Genomic DNA, 14558 nt, shown 5'->3' with positions numbered 1-14558 from the left:
GGCCTCAGCGTCAGTCACCTACGGCAAGCAATCGCTCAAGACCGATGCGACCAACGCCACGGTGACCCACACCGGCAGCACGGTGGGCAGCCTGGAGGGCAACGTGACGCTGGTGGCGGGCAATACGCTGGCGATCACGGGCAGCGATGTGATGGCGTTGCAGGGCGACCTCACCGCCAAGGCGAAGGACATCGCGATCACCGAAGTGCACGACACCTACGGCAAGCAATCGCTCAAGACCGATGCGACCAACGCCACGGTGACCCACACCGGCAGCACGGTGGGCAGCCTGGAGGGCAACGTGACGCTGGTGGCGGGCAATACGCTGGCGATCACGGGCAGCGATGTGATGGCGTTGCAGGGCGACCTCACCGCCAAGGCGAAGGACATCGCGATCACCGAAGTGCACGACACCCGCGANCAGTCGGCGGTACAAAGTGCGCAGGCGGGCAGCCAGGCCAAGGGCGATGCGCGGATGCAGGCGCTGGCCGGTGCGTCGGCGGCGTACAGTGCGTATGGGGCGAGTCAGTCGCTGGGCAACCTGGCCTCTGCCGATAGCGTCAAGGACGCGGCGCAAGGGGCGGGCATCAACATCGCCATCACCGTGGGTGGCAGCCGCAGCCATAGCGAGAGGCGGCGCTGAACCTGGCGCAGTCGGCGGTACAAAGTGCGCAGGCGGGCAGCCAGGCCAAGGGCGATGCGCGGATGCAGGCGCTGGCCGGTGCGTCGGCGGCGTACAGTGCGTATGGGGCGAGTCAGTCGCTGGGCAACCTGGCCTCTGCCGATAGCGTCAAGGACGCGGCGCAAGGGGCGGGCATCAACATCGCCATCACCGTGGGTGGCAGCCGCAGCCATAGCGAGAGCGAGCGAACAACACAGCGACACGGTCAAGGGCTCGACCCTGCATGCCGGCGGCAATGTCACCTTGATCGCCACTGGCGGCGGCGACGACAGCAACCTCTTGATCCGCGGCAGCGACGTCAAAGCGGGCAACAACCTGCTGCTGGCGGCGGACCACGACATCACGGTGGAGTCGGCACAGAACAGCAGCGAGCAACACAGCCGCAGCAAGAGCGGCAGCGCGGCGATCGGCGTGTCGGTGAACTATGGCGCGGACGGCATGGCGGCGGGCGTCACCGCCAACGCCAGCAGCGCACCTCTTGATCCGCGGCAGCGACGTCAAAGCGGGCAACAACCTGCTGCTGGCGGCGGACCACGACATCACGGTGGAGTCGGCACAGAACAGCAGCGAGCAACACAGCCGCAGCAAGAGCGGCAGCGCGGCGATCGGCGTGTCGGTGAACTATGGCGCGGACGGCATGGCGGCGGGCGTCACCGCCAACGCCAGCAGCGCGCATGGCAAGGGCGATGGCACGGACGTGACCCAACGCAACAGCCACCTGTCGGCGGGCAACACGGCCACGCTCATCAGCGGCCACGACACCACGCTGGATGGCGCGGTGCTGTCGGCGAACAAGGTGATGGCGGATGTGGGCGGTGATCTGCACATCCACAGCGAGCAGGACACCAGCCATTACGCCAGCCACGACACCTCTGCCAGTGCCAGTGTCACCGTGGGCATGGGGGCGAGTGGCAGTGCGAGTTATAGCCACTCCAAGGTGGATGGCGACTTTGCCAGCGTGACGGAACAAAGAGCCACGACACCTCTGCCAGTGCCAGTGTCACCGTGGGCATGGGGGCGAGTGGCAGTGCGAGTTATAGCCACTCCAAGGTGGATGGCGACTTTGCCAGCGTGACGGAACAAAGCGGTATCCAGGCCGGCGATGGCGGGTTCGACATCACCGTGCATGGCAACACGGATTTGTTTGAAGGGCGCAGTGATCGCGAGCACGCAGGGTGCGATCGACCAAGGGCGCAACCAACTGACCACCGGCACGCTGACGGTGGCCGACATCACCAACACCAGCCATTACAAGGCGACGGGGGTGAACCTGTCCGGCGGGTATGCGGCGGGTGGTAGCAATGGCAAGAGTGATGCCAAGAGCGATGGCGGCAGTGGCGACAGCGCCAGCAGCCAGATGCCTTCGACAGCGAATAATGGCAGCAGTTGGTCCTGGCAGAACCAAGGCAGCGGGGCGCGGGGAACCGCAGCGGGCTACGACAGCAAGAGCGGCAGCCAGACCTCGATCACGCACAGCGGGATCAGCGGCGGGGCACTGACCATCACCGATGCAGCGGGGCAACAAGCCAAGAGCGGACAGAGCGTGGCCGACACGCTTGCGGCACTCAAGCGCGACGTGCACACCGGCGACAGCGGTAATGGCCTGGTCAAGGACTGGAACGGGCAACAACTGCAACAGCAAGTGACGGCTGGTGCGCAGATCATGGCGACGTTCTCCCAGCAGGCACACACCGTCATCAGTGGCTACGCCGACTCAAGGGCGCAGTGATCGCGAGCACGCAGGGTGCGATCGACCAAGGGCGCAACCAACTGACCACCGGCACGCTGACGGTGGCCGACATCACCAACACCAGCCATTACAAGGCGACGGGGGTGAACCTGTCCGGCGGGTATGCGGCGGGTGGTAGCAATGGCAAGAGTGATGCCAAGAGCGATGGCGGCAGTGGCGACAGCGCCAGCAGCCAGATGCCTTCGACAGCGAATAATGGCAGCAGTTGGTCCTGGCAGAACCAAGGCAGCGGGGCGCGGGGAACCGCAGCGGGCTACGACAGCAAGAGCGGCAGCCAGACCTCGATCACGCACAGCGGGATCAGCGGCGGGGCACTGACCATCACCGATGCAGCGGGGCAACAAGCCAAGAGCGGACAGAGCGTGGCCGACACGCTTGCGGCACTCAAGCGCGACGTGCACACCGGCGACAGCGGTAATGGCCTGGTCAAGGACTGGAACGGGCAACAACTGCAACAGCAAGTGACGGCTGGTGCGCAGATCATGGCGACGTTCTCCCAGCAGGCACACACCGTCATCAGTGGCTACGCCGACTCAAAAAAGGAAGAACTGAGCAAGCGCCAGGACGAGGCCACGACGCCTGAAGAGAAGGCCGCCGTTGCATCCGAGCTGGATGAATTGAAAACGCAAGAGAAGATGTTGAATATCTTGGTCGGCGCGGCGACCGGCATGCCCACCGAGGCGATATCGAAAGAAGCGCTGAGTTCGGCTGCGGATTGGATGCGCCAGAAGATGATAGAAAGCTCCAAGGTCTTCCCTGGTGTAATCGATCCTTCTGCTGGTATCGTCGATGCAACCTCGAAGAATCCGAATGTGCTCAATAATATCAATGGACCAAGTGCGGGTGTTGATAGGGATGGCGTTAAACTTGGGTGGGACGCGGATTGATTTGGATGCGTTGTGTGGTAAAGATAGTTATCGTTGCATGACCAATCCGGATGGATCTTTGGATATGTCATCTGGTTATGTAAAATGGAACGCAAAAAGTGCAAATATGTCTCTCTCGGATTTCTTGAATAGCGACGAAGGAAAGAAAATGGGCGGTCTCACTGGCGGTATCCAAGGAATCCAGGGGACTCTTGCGGGTATACCTTATGCCGCTGGCTCTTGGCAGGATCATTTGATCGAATACTTTGCGGGACCGCATGACATGATCGGTGGGCAAGTTGCTGGCCTGTACGACGCTGAAGGAAATGCGCGACGCGACAGGCCTTCATACGTGCAGAAATTTCATAATACATGGACGATAGTGGCTGTGCCTATTGCTGCGCCGTTTGCAATGGCGAAGGCGCTGCCGCCTGATGTCTGGAATGCGATTGCTACAATTATCTCGGAGACACGATGATGATGCGATTTTTATTTTTTATTTTGTTGTTAGTGCAGCTTACAGGCTGCATTATTGGCAATGGAACACAATATGTGGGCCGCAAACGCCGATGGCGATGTGTGATAAGAAGGCTTATAAGGCTTTGTATTATCCAACTTCGCCTAGGGATGAGTGGAGTAAAAGTGGTGTAAATAAAGTGCAATTAAATGCGGACTGGATCGCGTGCGGTGGACGAAGTGATGGCAGTTATACTGCGGTGCGAAGTTTTTCTGGCGAAGAAAGATTAGCTTATGCGGCTAGACTTAGTCAGCAGTTTGATGGGATGCAAATTTGCATGCTTAATAAGGGTTATATTTATAATGGGCGATGCGATACGGATGTTTCGAGAGTAAATCCGGGCTGTCGGGCAAGGTTTAAGGCTGTTATTCATGACGGAGGTTGATAAAATAAAATTTACTAAATTATCCACGGTGATTCATAGGGCTGTGGTCTGAAGTTCGCTGCTATTCACTCCTCACCAACCACCGTAATCACCAACTCACGATCCCGCACAGTGATGCGCAGCTTGCAGCCGATGGCGAAGCCCAACTCTTCCAGCCAGCGACCACGCAGGCGCAGTGCGGGTACTGGCTGATGGTTATCGAGATAGTAGCCATAACCCATGGTGCACTGTTGCGTCGGACGCACACGTCGCGGTGGGCGCTGTGCGCGTGCAAGCTTGGCAGCATTCTCGTCAGCATTCAGCGCCGCCGCCTGCTCACGCGTCATCATGGGAGTGAGCGTCGGTTCCACAAACGTCCATTGCAGGTCCGTGCACGGCGTCGCTTGGCTTGGCGAACGCTTGGTTGTTGTACTGCGGCGTGATGAAGGTTGACGCATGGCAAAAGCCTCCTCGGTGTACGAGAACCGCCGCCAGCGGCGACGGGATGTCGGGAGGTTCGAAACCGCACAGAGCCGGCGGGCGTATTTCCCCGAAGGGTGTTGTATTAGCCGCCCTCCCGACGCAGGCATTGCGTCGGCTTGCGCCTGCGAACAAGCACAAAAAACCCACCAGTTTGACGGAGGTGGGTACCGCTCTGTGAGGAGTTTCGAAGCTCCTTACGGAAGAGATTGCATTCGGTTGAGTTCTATGTCAACCGATGTGTTTGACATCGTGTGGCTGGTGGCGAAGACAGTGACGCTGCCCGATGGGCGCACCACCCACCACCGCGCTGGTGCCGCAGGTGTACCTGCGTCTGCATCCGGGCGATCTGGACAACGGCGGCGCGCTGCTGGCCGGTGCCAATGTCGATGCGCGTGCAAGGCACCGGCGACGTGGTGCTGGCGGCGGGCCACGATCTGACGCTGCAAGCAGGACAGATCGTGGCAGGCAAGACGCTGGCGTTACACGCCGGTCACGACCTCGATAGCCAGGCGGTGGTGGACAGGCATCACGCGTTCTTGTTGTGCCGGCGCATGATCCGCTGTTTGTCGCGGGCCCAGTCGCGGTCTTTGGCCGCGTTGCGCTTGTCGTGGTCCTGCTTGCCCTTGGCGAGTGCGATCTCCAGCTTGATCTTGTTCTTGCTCCAATACATCGCTGTGGGGACCAGGGTGTAGCCGTCGCGTTCGACGCGACCGATCAGTTTGTCGATCTCGTTTCGGTGCAATAGCAGTTTGCGTGTGCGTCTATCGTCCGCGACCACATGGGTGGAGGCTTGGATCAACGGTGTGATCTGCGCGCCGAACAGGAACAGTTCACCTTGACGGACGAACGCGTAGCTCTCACCGATGTTGGCGCGGCCAGCGCGGATCGACTTGACCTCCCAGCCTTGCAGGGCCAGTCCGGCTTCGTATCGGTCCTCCAGGTGGTACTCGTGGCGCGCGCGCTTGTTCAGGGCGATGGTCTTGTTGGCCGTCGCGCCGTTTGCTTTATCCTTGCCAGGTTTCTTGCTCATCTTGCTATTGTCTCCGATTCGGGGCCTCCCGAATCGTCTTGGTCTGATTTCCTCGTATCGAATGCCTATCATCCGCCGCAGCGCTCTGGTCGAACACCCCGCAACGCGCATGTTCGATCTGGTCAACGACGTCGCCGCTTATCCGCGCCGGTTCGCCTGGTGCGATGCGGCCCACATCCTGGAGCAGAGCGACCAGTCTTTGGTGGCGCGGCTGGATCTGGGCTTGGGGTCGTTCCGCACGTGGTTCACCACCGAAAATCGGTTGCAGCGTCCCCACCGGATCGAAATGCTGCTGCGTGACGGCCCATTCAAACGGATGCAAGGCCAGTGGGAGTTTCAGGGGTTCAACGAGCGCGCCAGCAAGGTGAGCTTGATGTTGGACTTCGAGCCTGCCTCGCGGCTGTTGGGGCCAGCGCTGGCGCTGGGTTTCCAGAGTCTGGCTGATCGCATGGTCAACGACTTCGTTCGCGTCGCCGACCAGGAACGGGAATAGCTTGCGTGCAGATCGAGGTGGTGCTGGCCTGGCCGGAGCGATTCGTGTCGCAGACGTTGCAGTTGCACGATGGCGCGACGGTCGCCGATGCGCTGGCCCTGGCGGCGTTGGCCGAGGCGACGCCGGACATGCCCTGTGCGATCTACGGTGAGCTTGCCGCGCCGAACCGGGTATTGCAGGACGGCGATCGGGTGGAGCTGCTCAGGCCGCTGCTGGTCGACCCGAAGGATGCCCGCCGGCGGCGCGCCAAGCCGCGTTGAGCGTGGCTTGGCGGCCGATAGCCGCGATGGGCGTGGAGCGGCTAGCAGAACGTCGCCAGTGACAGTCGGTTAGGGGGGGGGCATTCCGACCACTGCTCGGGCCCGTCCGGCGGCGAGGCGGTCGCTTTGTTAGCGACGTTTACTCGCCGCGGCGCTGCTTCTTCTTGTCCTTGGCCAGATTGCGGCCGAACTGATGCACGCTGTTCTTGGAGAGTTCCGCATCCTGGTCAGGGAAGTAGTCGCCTTCCCAACGGGTGACCTGATCGTTCTCGAAGAACACCACGAAATTCTTGATCTTGGTCTGCCCCAGCCGATTGATGCGCTCGGTTGAGGTGTAGTCCCAGCGTTGGGCATGGAACGGATCCGGGATCGAAGGGCTGCCCAGCAGTGCATTGACCTGCTGCTTGCTTTGTCCAACCTTGAGCTGCTCGACGGCCGACTGCTTGATCAGATTGCCCTGGTAGATGGGCTGCTTGTAGACGATGCCGCAGCTAGCGGTGGACAAGGCAATAGCGGCGACCAGCAGAGGAGTGCGCATCGGGGACAGGACTGAGGGAAATCACGCCGATGATACACTTACCGCGACCGCCGCGACCGATCCAGGGGAGTTGGCGATAAACCCGCTATGAACGGAGACACCATGGAATCCCACGATCTGCGCAAAGTCGGCTTGAAGGTCACGCATCCTCGGATGCGCATACTCGAGCTGCTGGAGCAGAAGTCGGCGCGTCACCACATGACGGCGGAAGAAATCTATCGTCAGTTGATCGACCATGGCGATGAGATTGGCTTGGCCACGGTGTATCGGGTGCTGACGCAGTTCGAAGCGGCGGGGCTCGTGCTCAAGCATAACTTCGAGGGTGGCCAGGCGGTTTACGAACTGGACCGCGGCGTTCACCACGATCACATGGTGGATGTGGATACCGGCAAGATCATCGAGTTCGAAAGCGCGGAAATCGAGGAGTTACAGCGCAAGATCGCCGCCGAGCACGGCTATGAGCTGGAAGAGCACTCGCTGGTGCTGTATGTGCGCAGCAAGCGCTTGGTCGGCAGGCGGGGCTGAGCCCCGGCAGTGCGGTCGCCATGCGTCGAATGTGATGGGGCGACGCGCCCCTGCTGGGCGCAGCATCGATGATGCCTGAACTATCGTACCCCGATGCGTCCTGTAGGCCGTGACGCGATGTGCCCGGTGTGCGTTAGCCGACGCTGAGGAGGAGCCGCTTGGCTGCCGCGCGCGCTTCCTTGCTGACTTCGACCCCGCCGAGCATTCGTGCCAGTTCTTCTTCGCGCTGGCGCGGTTCCAGCAGTTCCACCGCGCTCTGGGTCATGCCCTCGACCGGTGCCTTGCTGACCCGGTAATGGGCATGGCCCTGCGCCGCGACCTGCGGCAGGTGCGTCACGCATAGAACCTGCCGTTGCTCGCCCAGCGCGCGCAACTTCTTGCCGACGATGTCGGCCACGGCACCGCCAATTCCCGAGTCGACTTCGTCGAAAACCATGGTCGGCACGGCATCCAGACCCAGCGCGGCCACTTCGATCGCCAGCGAGATGCGCGAGAGTTCGCCGCCGGAAGCGACTTTGCGTAGGGCACGAGGTGGTTGTCCGGCGTTGGCGGCGACCAGGAATTCGACCCGTTCGGCCCCTGTTGGATCGGGGCGCGCGCGCTCGTGCGGTTCGAGCTGGATGAGGAAATGCCCTCCGCCCATGCCGAGTTCGCCGATCAGTGCGGTGGTGTCGCGCGAGAGCGCTTGCGCGCCTTGTATCCGGCTGGCGGTCAGGGCGGTCGCGGCTTCGCGCCAGGCATGGGTGGCCTGCGCGATTTCCGCATCGAGCCCGTCCAGGCGCTCGCCAGCGCCGCGCAGGCGCTCCACTTCGGCCAGCAGTGCGTCGCGGTGCGCGCTCAGCGCGTCCACGCCGATCCGGTGTTTGCGTGCCAGGTCGTGTAGGCGCCCAAGCTTGCGTTCCATCTCCTCGAACTGCGCGGGGTCGGCATCGAGGTCGTCGCGCGCCCGTTCGAGCAGTGCCAGCGCCTCTTCCAGTTGGATGCTGGCACTGTCGATCAGTGCCTGGACCTCGGTCAGGCGCGGGTCGTATTCGCCGACCTTGCCCAGTGCATGGCGGGTTTGCTGCAGCATTTCGAGTACCGCTGGTGCGTCGTCGCCGTTGAGCCGTTGCGCTGCGCTCTCGCAGGCCGCGATCAGCGCGGTGGCATGGGCTTGGCGACGGTGGTTGGCGTCCAGCGCAGCGATTGCCGCCGGGTCCAGGTCCTCGCGCTGCAGTTCGCTCAATTGGTGTTGCAGGAAGCCGATGCGGTCGGACACCTCGCCCTGCGCCAGCAGGGTCTCGCGCTCGGCCAGCAGTGCCTGCCAGTGCGTGGCCGCGCTGCGGACCATGCCGCGCTCGGCTTCATTGCGGGCGTAGGCGTCGAGCAGGCCGAGCTGGCTGCTGCGCGAAAGCAGCGCCTGGTGTTCGTGCTGGCCGTGGATTTCCACCAGATGGCCGGCCAGTTCGGCCAGTTGCGACAATGTCACCGGGCGTCCGTTGATCCAGGCGCGGGAACCGCCATCAGCGCGGATCACGCGGCGCAGTTGGCAGTGTGCGTCGTCGTTCAGTTCGTTCTCGTCCAGCCATGCACGCGCGGGTGAGGTGGCGGGGATGCTGAATTCGGCCGACAGTTCGGCGCGCTCGGCGCCGTGGCGGACCACGCCGCTGTCGGCGCGCAGTCCGGACAGGAAGCCGAGCGCATCGACCATCAGCGACTTGCCGGCCCCGGTTTCACCGGACACCACGGTCATGCCGGGGCCCAATTCCAGTTCGGTGCTGCGAACGACGGCGAAATCCTTGATCGAGAGGTGTCTGAGCATGAGGTCTACATCCAGGGCCGCGCAACGCTAGCATGCGCGGGTAGGTGGGCCAATTGACTTACTTGCCAGGCGGGCAGGTAAGGATTATCTATTGTCCAGTCTCACGGGTTGATCCCATGCCTGCTTCCCTGTTCCAGTCCGCCCTCGATCCGCGTGCCCGGCAATTGCTGCGCACCCTGATCTCGCGTTACATCCGTGACGGCGAGCCGGTCGGGTCGCAGACCCTGGCCCGTCACGCCGGGCTGGATGTGAGCCCGGCGACGATTCGCAACATCCTGGCCGACCTGGAAGACGCGGGTTTGCTCAGTTCGCCGCACACCTCGGCCGGACGCGTGCCCACCGCCACCGGCTACCGGGTGTTCGTCGACAGCTTGGTGCAGATGCGCCCGCCAGCCGAGGACGAAGTGGCGCGACTGCGCGCGGAGATGGCCAATGCCGCCGGCACCCAGGCGCTGCTCGGCAGCGCTTCGGAGTTGTTGTCGGCGATGACCCATTTCGTCGGGGTGGTCAGTGCGCCCAAGCGCGAGCAGTTCGCGTTCCGGCACATCGACTTCGTGCCGCTGGACGCGCGGCGCGTGCTGGCGATCCTGGTGTTTGCCGACAACGAAGTGCAAAACCGGGTGATCGAGCCGCGCAAGGCCTACGAGCCGGCGGAACTGGAACGCGTCGCCAATTATCTGAACGCCCATTTCGCCGGGCGCGCGTTGGCCGACATCCGTGCCAGCCTGTTGCGCGATCTGCGCCGCGCGCGCGACGCGATGGAACAGTTGCTCGCGCACAGCGTGGAATTGGCGGAACAAGCGCTGGCACCGGTCGGCGAGGATGTCGTGCTGGCCGGGCAGACCAAGCTGATGGGGGTGCAGGACCTGTCGGACCTGGAGCGCTTGCGCGAACTGTTCGAGGTTTTCGCCAGCAAGCGCGAGATCCTGCAACTGCTGGAGCGCACCATCCGTGCCCCAGGGGTGCGCATCTTCATCGGCGAGGAGACCGGCATGGTGCCGCTGGAGAGCGTATCGCTGGTGACGGCGCCTTACATGGCCGGTGGTCAGGTGCTCGGCGTGCTGGGGGTGATCGGCCCCAAACGCATGGATTACGATCGGGTCATCCCGCTGGTGCAGATCGCCGCCGAGGTGCTCGGCGCAAGGCTCGACCCGGCTCCGCCCGATGGACGTTGAGGCCGGCGCGTCAGCTCTTGTCTTGTCGATCCGAACTGCTGCGCTGGCGATCGCATTCCAGGGTCTCTCCCTGCAACACAGTATCTTGAATCCCTCCGCATCGCCCACATAGGTGGTCCGGTAGAGCGGGTGTACCTCCCGCCAGGGACATAGACCAGACATGAGCCAAGATCACCCCGAATTCGATTCCGAACACCTGACCGAGGCGCAACAGCCCGCGACCGATCCGCTGCAGGCGGAGTTGGAGACGCTGCGCAGCGAACTGGCCCTGGTCAAGGCCGATGCGCTGCGCGAGCGGGCCGACCTTGAGAACCAGCGCAAGCGCATCGCGCGCGACGTGGAGCAGGCGCGCAAGTTCGCCAACGAGCGTCTGCTCGGCGACTTATTGCCGGTGTTCGATAGCCTGGATGCGGGGCTGACCGCCGCCGGCAGCGAACCCAGTCCACTGCGCGATGGCCTGGAACTGACTTACAAGCAATTGCTCAAGGTCGCGGCAGACAACGGTCTGACCCTGCTCGACCCGGCCGGGCAGCCGTTCGACCCCGAACATCACCAGGCGATCAGTCAGGCCGAGGCCGAGGGCATCGCCCCGGGACACGTGATTCAAGTGTTTCAGAAGGGCTATCTGCTCAACGAGCGCCTGCTGCGTCCAGCCCTGGTGGTGGTGGCCAAGCACGATTGAGCGCGGCTGCCGCGTGCGCATGCAGCCGATGCGCTGGCGTTAGAACGCAAATTTGCGGCGATGGCTTGAATGATCTGCGGCCATCCCTATATCCAAACCAGACCCCCGGCACAGGCCGGACACACGACATTTCAGGAGTCATTCCAATGGGCAAGATCATCGGCATCGACCTGGGCACGACCAATTCGTGCGTGGCGATCATGGACGGCGGCAAGGCTCGCGTCATCGAAAATTCCGAGGGCGACCGTACCACGCCTTCGATCGTCGCTTACACCAAGGATGGCGAAGTGTTGGTGGGTGCCTCGGCCAAGCGTCAGGCAGTGACCAACCCGAAGAACACTTTCTACGCGGTCAAGCGTCTGATCGGCCGTAAATTCGGCGATGCCGAAGTGCAGAAGGACATTGGCCTGGTCCCTTACTCCATCGCCCAGCACGACAACGGCGATGCCTGGGTGGCCACCGCCGACGGACGCAAGCTGGCGCCGCAGGAAATTTCCGCGCAGGTGCTGGAAAAGATGAAAAAGACCGCCGAGGCGTTTCTCGGGGAGACGGTGACCGAGGCCGTCATCACCGTGCCGGCGTACTTCAACGATAGTCAGCGTCAGGCGACCAAGGACGCCGGTCGTATCGCCGGCTTGGATGTCAAGCGCATCATCAACGAGCCAACGGCGGCGGCGCTTGCCTATGGCTTGGACAAGGCGCACGGCGGCGACCGCAAGATTGCCGTGTACGACCTGGGTGGCGGCACCTTCGACGTGTCGATCATCGAAATCGCCAATGTCGACGGCGAAAAGCAGTTCGAAGTACTGGCCACCAACGGCGACACCTTCCTGGGTGGCGAAGATTTCGACAAGCGCGTCATCGACTATCTGGTGGACGAGTTCAACAAGGATCAGGGAATCGACCTGCGCAAGGATCCGTTGGCGCTACAGCGTCTGAAGGATGCCGCCGAGCGTGCCAAGATCGAGCTGTCGTCCTCGCAGCAGACCGAAGTCAACCTGCCTTACGTCACCGCCGACGCGTCTGGCCCGAAGCATCTGAACATCAAGCTGACCCGGGCCAAGCTCGAAGCGCTGGTGGAAGATCTGGTCAAGCGCACCATCGATCCGTGCCGCACCGCGCTGAACGACGCCGGCCTGCGCGCCAGCGACATCACCGAGGTGATCCTGGTCGGTGGGCAGACCCGTATGCCCAAGGTGCAGCAGGCCGTGGCCGAGTTCTTCGGCAAGGACCCGCGCAAAGACGTCAACCCGGATGAGGCTGTGGCATTGGGCGCGGCGATCCAGGGCGGTGTGCTGGCCGGCGACGTCAAGGACGTCTTGCTGCTCGACGTGACCCCGCTGAGCCTGGGAATCGAGACCCTGGGCGGCGTGTTCACCAAGATCATCGAGAAGAACACCACCATCCCGACCAAGGCCGCGCAGGTGTTCTCCACCGCCGAGGACAATCAGTCGGCGGTGACCGTGCATGTGTTGCAGGGCGAGCGCGAACAGGCTCGCTACAACAAGTCCTTGGCCAAGTTCGATCTGTCCGGCATCGAACCGGCGCCACGCGGCTTGCCGCAGGTGGAGGTGTCCTTCGACATCGACGCCAACGGCATCCTGCACGTGTCGGCCAAAGACAAGAAGACCAACAAGGAACAGAAGGTCGAGATCAAGGCTGGTTCGGGCCTGTCGGATGCGGAAATCCAGCGGATGGTCGCCGACGCTGAAGCCAACCGCGAGGAAGACAAGAAGTTCCACGAGTTGGTGCAGGCGCGCAACCAGGCCGACGGCTTGATCCACTCCACGCGCAGCGCGATCACCGAGCACGGCAGCAAGGTCGGCGGTGACGTGATCGGTAAGGTCGAAGCCGCACTGGCCGATTTGGAAACCGCGATGAAGGGCGAGGACAAGAGCCAGATCGAGGCCAAGACCAAAACGTTGGAGGAGGTCGGCCAGTCGTTGTACGCGGCGGCGGCGGCCGGTGGCGAGCAGCCGGCCGGTGCCAGTGCCGGTGGCGCGCACGCGTCCTCGTCGGCCGACGACGTGGTCGACGCTGAGTTCACCGAAGTCAAGGACGGCAAGAAGTAAAGCTGGGATGCGTGACCCGGGACCCGGCAGGGTAGCTTGCCGGGTCCCGTTGCTGTCCGCGTCCAAGGTTTCTTATTGTCTGGAGTGACTATCGTGTATCAATCTTTCGCCATGCCGGGTCCCGCATCCCGCGTCCGGAGCCTCGACCAATGAGCAAACGCGACTATTACGAAGTGCTGGGTGTGGCCCGCACTGCCAGCGACGAGGACCTGAAGAAGGCGTATCGGCGTTGCGCGATGAAGTACCACCCGGACCGCAATCCGGGCGATCAGGCCGCCGAGGCCGCCTTCAAAGAATGCAAGGAAGCCTACGAAGTCCTGTCCGACGGCAGCAAGCGGCGCATGTACGACGCACACGGCCATGCGGCCTTCGAACATGGCATGGGTGGGATGGGCGGTGGGCCCGGCGGCGCGGACATGGGAGATATCTTCGGCGATATCTTCGGCAATATTTTTGGCGGTGTCGGTGCGGGGGGGCGGACGACGCGGCGCGGTGCCGATATCGGTTACGTGCTGGAACTGGATCTTGAAGACGCGGTGGTCGGTATCGAGCGGCGTATCGAGATCCCGACCTTGGCCGAGTGCGAGCATTGCCATGGCAGCGGCTCGGAAGACGGCAAAGTCGAGACCTGTGGCACCTGCAATGGGCGTGGTCAGGTGCGTATCCAGCGCGGCATCTTTGCCATGCAGCAAACCTGTCCGCAGTGCGGCGGTCGCGGTCACATCATAAAAAACCCCTGCGTGGTGTGTCATGGTGCCGGGCGGGTGCAAGAGACCAAAGTCTTGTCGGTCAAGATTCCCGCTGGCGTGGACAACGGCGACCGTATCCGTCTGTCCGGCGAGGGCGAGGCTGGCCCTGCCGGTGCTCCGCCAGGTGACCTGTACGTGGAAGTGCGGGTGCGCGAGCATCCGATCTTCAAGCGCGACGGCGATGATCTGCATTGCGAAGTGCCGATCCGCATCTCGCAGGCGGCACTGGGCGATATCGTGCGTGTGGCGACGCTGGGCGGTGAAGCGGAGATCCGCATTCCCGCCGAGACTCAGACCGGCAAGCTGTTCCGCCTGCGCGGTAAGGGGGTGCGTTCGGTGCGCAGCCGCGCCGAAGGCGATCTCTACTGTCGCGTGGTGGTTGAGACCCCGGTCAACCTCACTGCCGACCAGCGTAAGTTGCTTGAGCAGTTCGAGGCGACGTTCACTGGCGAGGACGCACGCAAGCATTCGCCTAAGTCGGCAACCTTCATCGATGGGGTGAAGGGGTTCTGGGATCGGATGACGTCCTAGCGGCGCCGATTCATCGGCTCTTTGCCAATCCGCTGCTGCA

16 protein-coding genes and 2 pseudogenes are annotated in these 14558 nt (G+C 62.8%); 14 read left to right on the top strand and 4 right to left on the bottom strand.

Annotated elements, in window-relative coordinates; genetic code table 11:
* From XANALMUS060_RS12765 to XANALMUS060_RS19920, 7 genes and pseudogenes are all read left to right on the top strand, one after another.
* A pseudogene (locus XANALMUS060_RS12765) lies at positions 1-643 on the top strand (hypothetical protein); the annotation flags it as partial.
* Positions 644-697: 54 nt separating this feature from the next.
* A pseudogene (locus XANALMUS060_RS22100) lies at positions 698-1093 on the top strand (hemagglutinin repeat-containing protein); the annotation flags it as partial.
* A 67-nt stretch (positions 1094-1160) separates the two neighbouring features.
* Positions 1161-1757, top strand: a complete 597-nt coding sequence (locus XANALMUS060_RS22095; RefSeq protein WP_235430482.1) for a hemagglutinin repeat-containing protein — start codon at positions 1161-1163, stop codon at positions 1755-1757.
* Positions 1758-1838: 81 nt separating this feature from the next.
* Positions 1839-2411, top strand: coding sequence for a hypothetical protein (locus tag XANALMUS060_RS17550; protein ID WP_152640501.1), 573 nt, complete (start codon positions 1839-1841; stop codon positions 2409-2411).
* Between the two features lie 62 nt (positions 2412-2473).
* Complete coding sequence (locus XANALMUS060_RS12750; protein ID WP_152640500.1) at positions 2474-3319, top strand: hypothetical protein; 846 nt, start codon at positions 2474-2476, stop codon at positions 3317-3319.
* A gap of 37 nt (positions 3320-3356) precedes the next feature.
* Positions 3357-3776, top strand: coding sequence for a hypothetical protein (locus XANALMUS060_RS12745; protein WP_161795413.1), 420 nt, complete (start codon positions 3357-3359; stop codon positions 3774-3776).
* On the top strand, positions 3742-4200 hold the full coding sequence (locus XANALMUS060_RS19920; RefSeq protein WP_235430481.1) for a hypothetical protein: 459 nt from the start codon (positions 3742-3744) through the stop codon (positions 4198-4200). The genes XANALMUS060_RS12745 and XANALMUS060_RS19920 overlap by 35 nt, the downstream gene beginning before the upstream one ends.
* A 65-nt stretch (positions 4201-4265) precedes the next feature.
* Here the strand turns inward: XANALMUS060_RS19920 and XANALMUS060_RS12740 are convergent, their stop codons facing one another.
* The gene (locus XANALMUS060_RS12740; protein WP_045738746.1) at positions 4266-4529 is read right to left on the bottom strand and encodes a SymE family type I addiction module toxin; all 264 of its coding nucleotides are present in this window, start codon (positions 4527-4529) and stop codon (positions 4266-4268) included.
* A gap of 659 nt (positions 4530-5188) precedes the next feature.
* The gene (smpB, locus tag XANALMUS060_RS12735; protein ID WP_045727622.1) at positions 5189-5692 is read right to left on the bottom strand and encodes an SsrA-binding protein SmpB; all 504 of its coding nucleotides are present in this window, start codon (positions 5690-5692) and stop codon (positions 5189-5191) included.
* Positions 5693-5753: 61 nt separating this feature from the next.
* On the opposite strand from smpB, the gene XANALMUS060_RS12730 reads away from it, so the two are divergent.
* Both XANALMUS060_RS12730 and XANALMUS060_RS12725 read left to right on the top strand, forming a co-directional pair.
* A complete protein-coding gene (locus XANALMUS060_RS12730; RefSeq protein WP_045738745.1) occupies positions 5754-6185 on the top strand; it encodes a type II toxin-antitoxin system RatA family toxin in 432 nt (143 codons plus the stop codon).
* Positions 6186-6190: 5 nt separating this feature from the next.
* Positions 6191-6445: an RnfH family protein gene (locus XANALMUS060_RS12725; protein ID WP_082065112.1), complete on the top strand. Its 255-nt coding sequence runs from the start codon at positions 6191-6193 to the stop codon at positions 6443-6445.
* 139 nt (positions 6446-6584) lie between these two features.
* Here the strand turns inward: XANALMUS060_RS12725 and bamE are convergent, their stop codons facing one another.
* The gene (gene bamE, locus XANALMUS060_RS12720; protein WP_045738743.1) at positions 6585-6983 is read right to left on the bottom strand and encodes an outer membrane protein assembly factor BamE; all 399 of its coding nucleotides are present in this window, start codon (positions 6981-6983) and stop codon (positions 6585-6587) included.
* 102 nt (positions 6984-7085) lie between these two features.
* Here bamE and fur point away from each other — a divergent pair, with 102 nt between their 5' ends.
* Positions 7086-7508: a ferric iron uptake transcriptional regulator gene (gene fur / locus XANALMUS060_RS12715; protein ID WP_045738761.1), complete on the top strand. Its 423-nt coding sequence runs from the start codon at positions 7086-7088 to the stop codon at positions 7506-7508.
* Between the two features lie 133 nt (positions 7509-7641).
* Here fur and recN read toward each other — a convergent pair whose 3' ends face one another.
* The gene (gene recN, locus XANALMUS060_RS12710; protein WP_045738742.1) at positions 7642-9309 is read right to left on the bottom strand and encodes a DNA repair protein RecN; all 1668 of its coding nucleotides are present in this window, start codon (positions 9307-9309) and stop codon (positions 7642-7644) included.
* A 116-nt stretch (positions 9310-9425) separates the two neighbouring features.
* Here recN and hrcA point away from each other — a divergent pair, with 116 nt between their 5' ends.
* From hrcA to dnaJ, 4 genes are all read left to right on the top strand, one after another.
* A complete protein-coding gene (gene hrcA, locus XANALMUS060_RS12705; RefSeq protein WP_045738741.1) occupies positions 9426-10484 on the top strand; it encodes a heat-inducible transcriptional repressor HrcA in 1059 nt (352 codons plus the stop codon).
* Positions 10485-10644: 160 nt separating this feature from the next.
* A complete protein-coding gene (gene grpE / locus XANALMUS060_RS12700) occupies positions 10645-11166 on the top strand; it encodes a nucleotide exchange factor GrpE (RefSeq protein ID WP_045738740.1) in 522 nt (173 codons plus the stop codon).
* A gap of 146 nt (positions 11167-11312) precedes the next feature.
* The gene (dnaK, locus tag XANALMUS060_RS12695; RefSeq protein WP_045738739.1) at positions 11313-13238 is read left to right on the top strand and encodes a molecular chaperone DnaK; all 1926 of its coding nucleotides are present in this window, start codon (positions 11313-11315) and stop codon (positions 13236-13238) included.
* Positions 13239-13387: 149 nt separating this feature from the next.
* A complete protein-coding gene (dnaJ, locus tag XANALMUS060_RS12690) occupies positions 13388-14518 on the top strand; it encodes a molecular chaperone DnaJ (protein ID WP_045738738.1) in 1131 nt (376 codons plus the stop codon).
* Positions 14519-14558: the final 40 nt, after the last annotated feature.

Source organism: Xanthomonas sp. MUS 060 (assembly GCF_000963215.1).
Classification (GTDB): domain Bacteria; phylum Pseudomonadota; class Gammaproteobacteria; order Xanthomonadales; family Xanthomonadaceae; genus Xanthomonas_A.
Note: the sequence above shows the minus strand (reverse complement) of the source record. Positions and strands in the feature narration are given on the sequence as shown.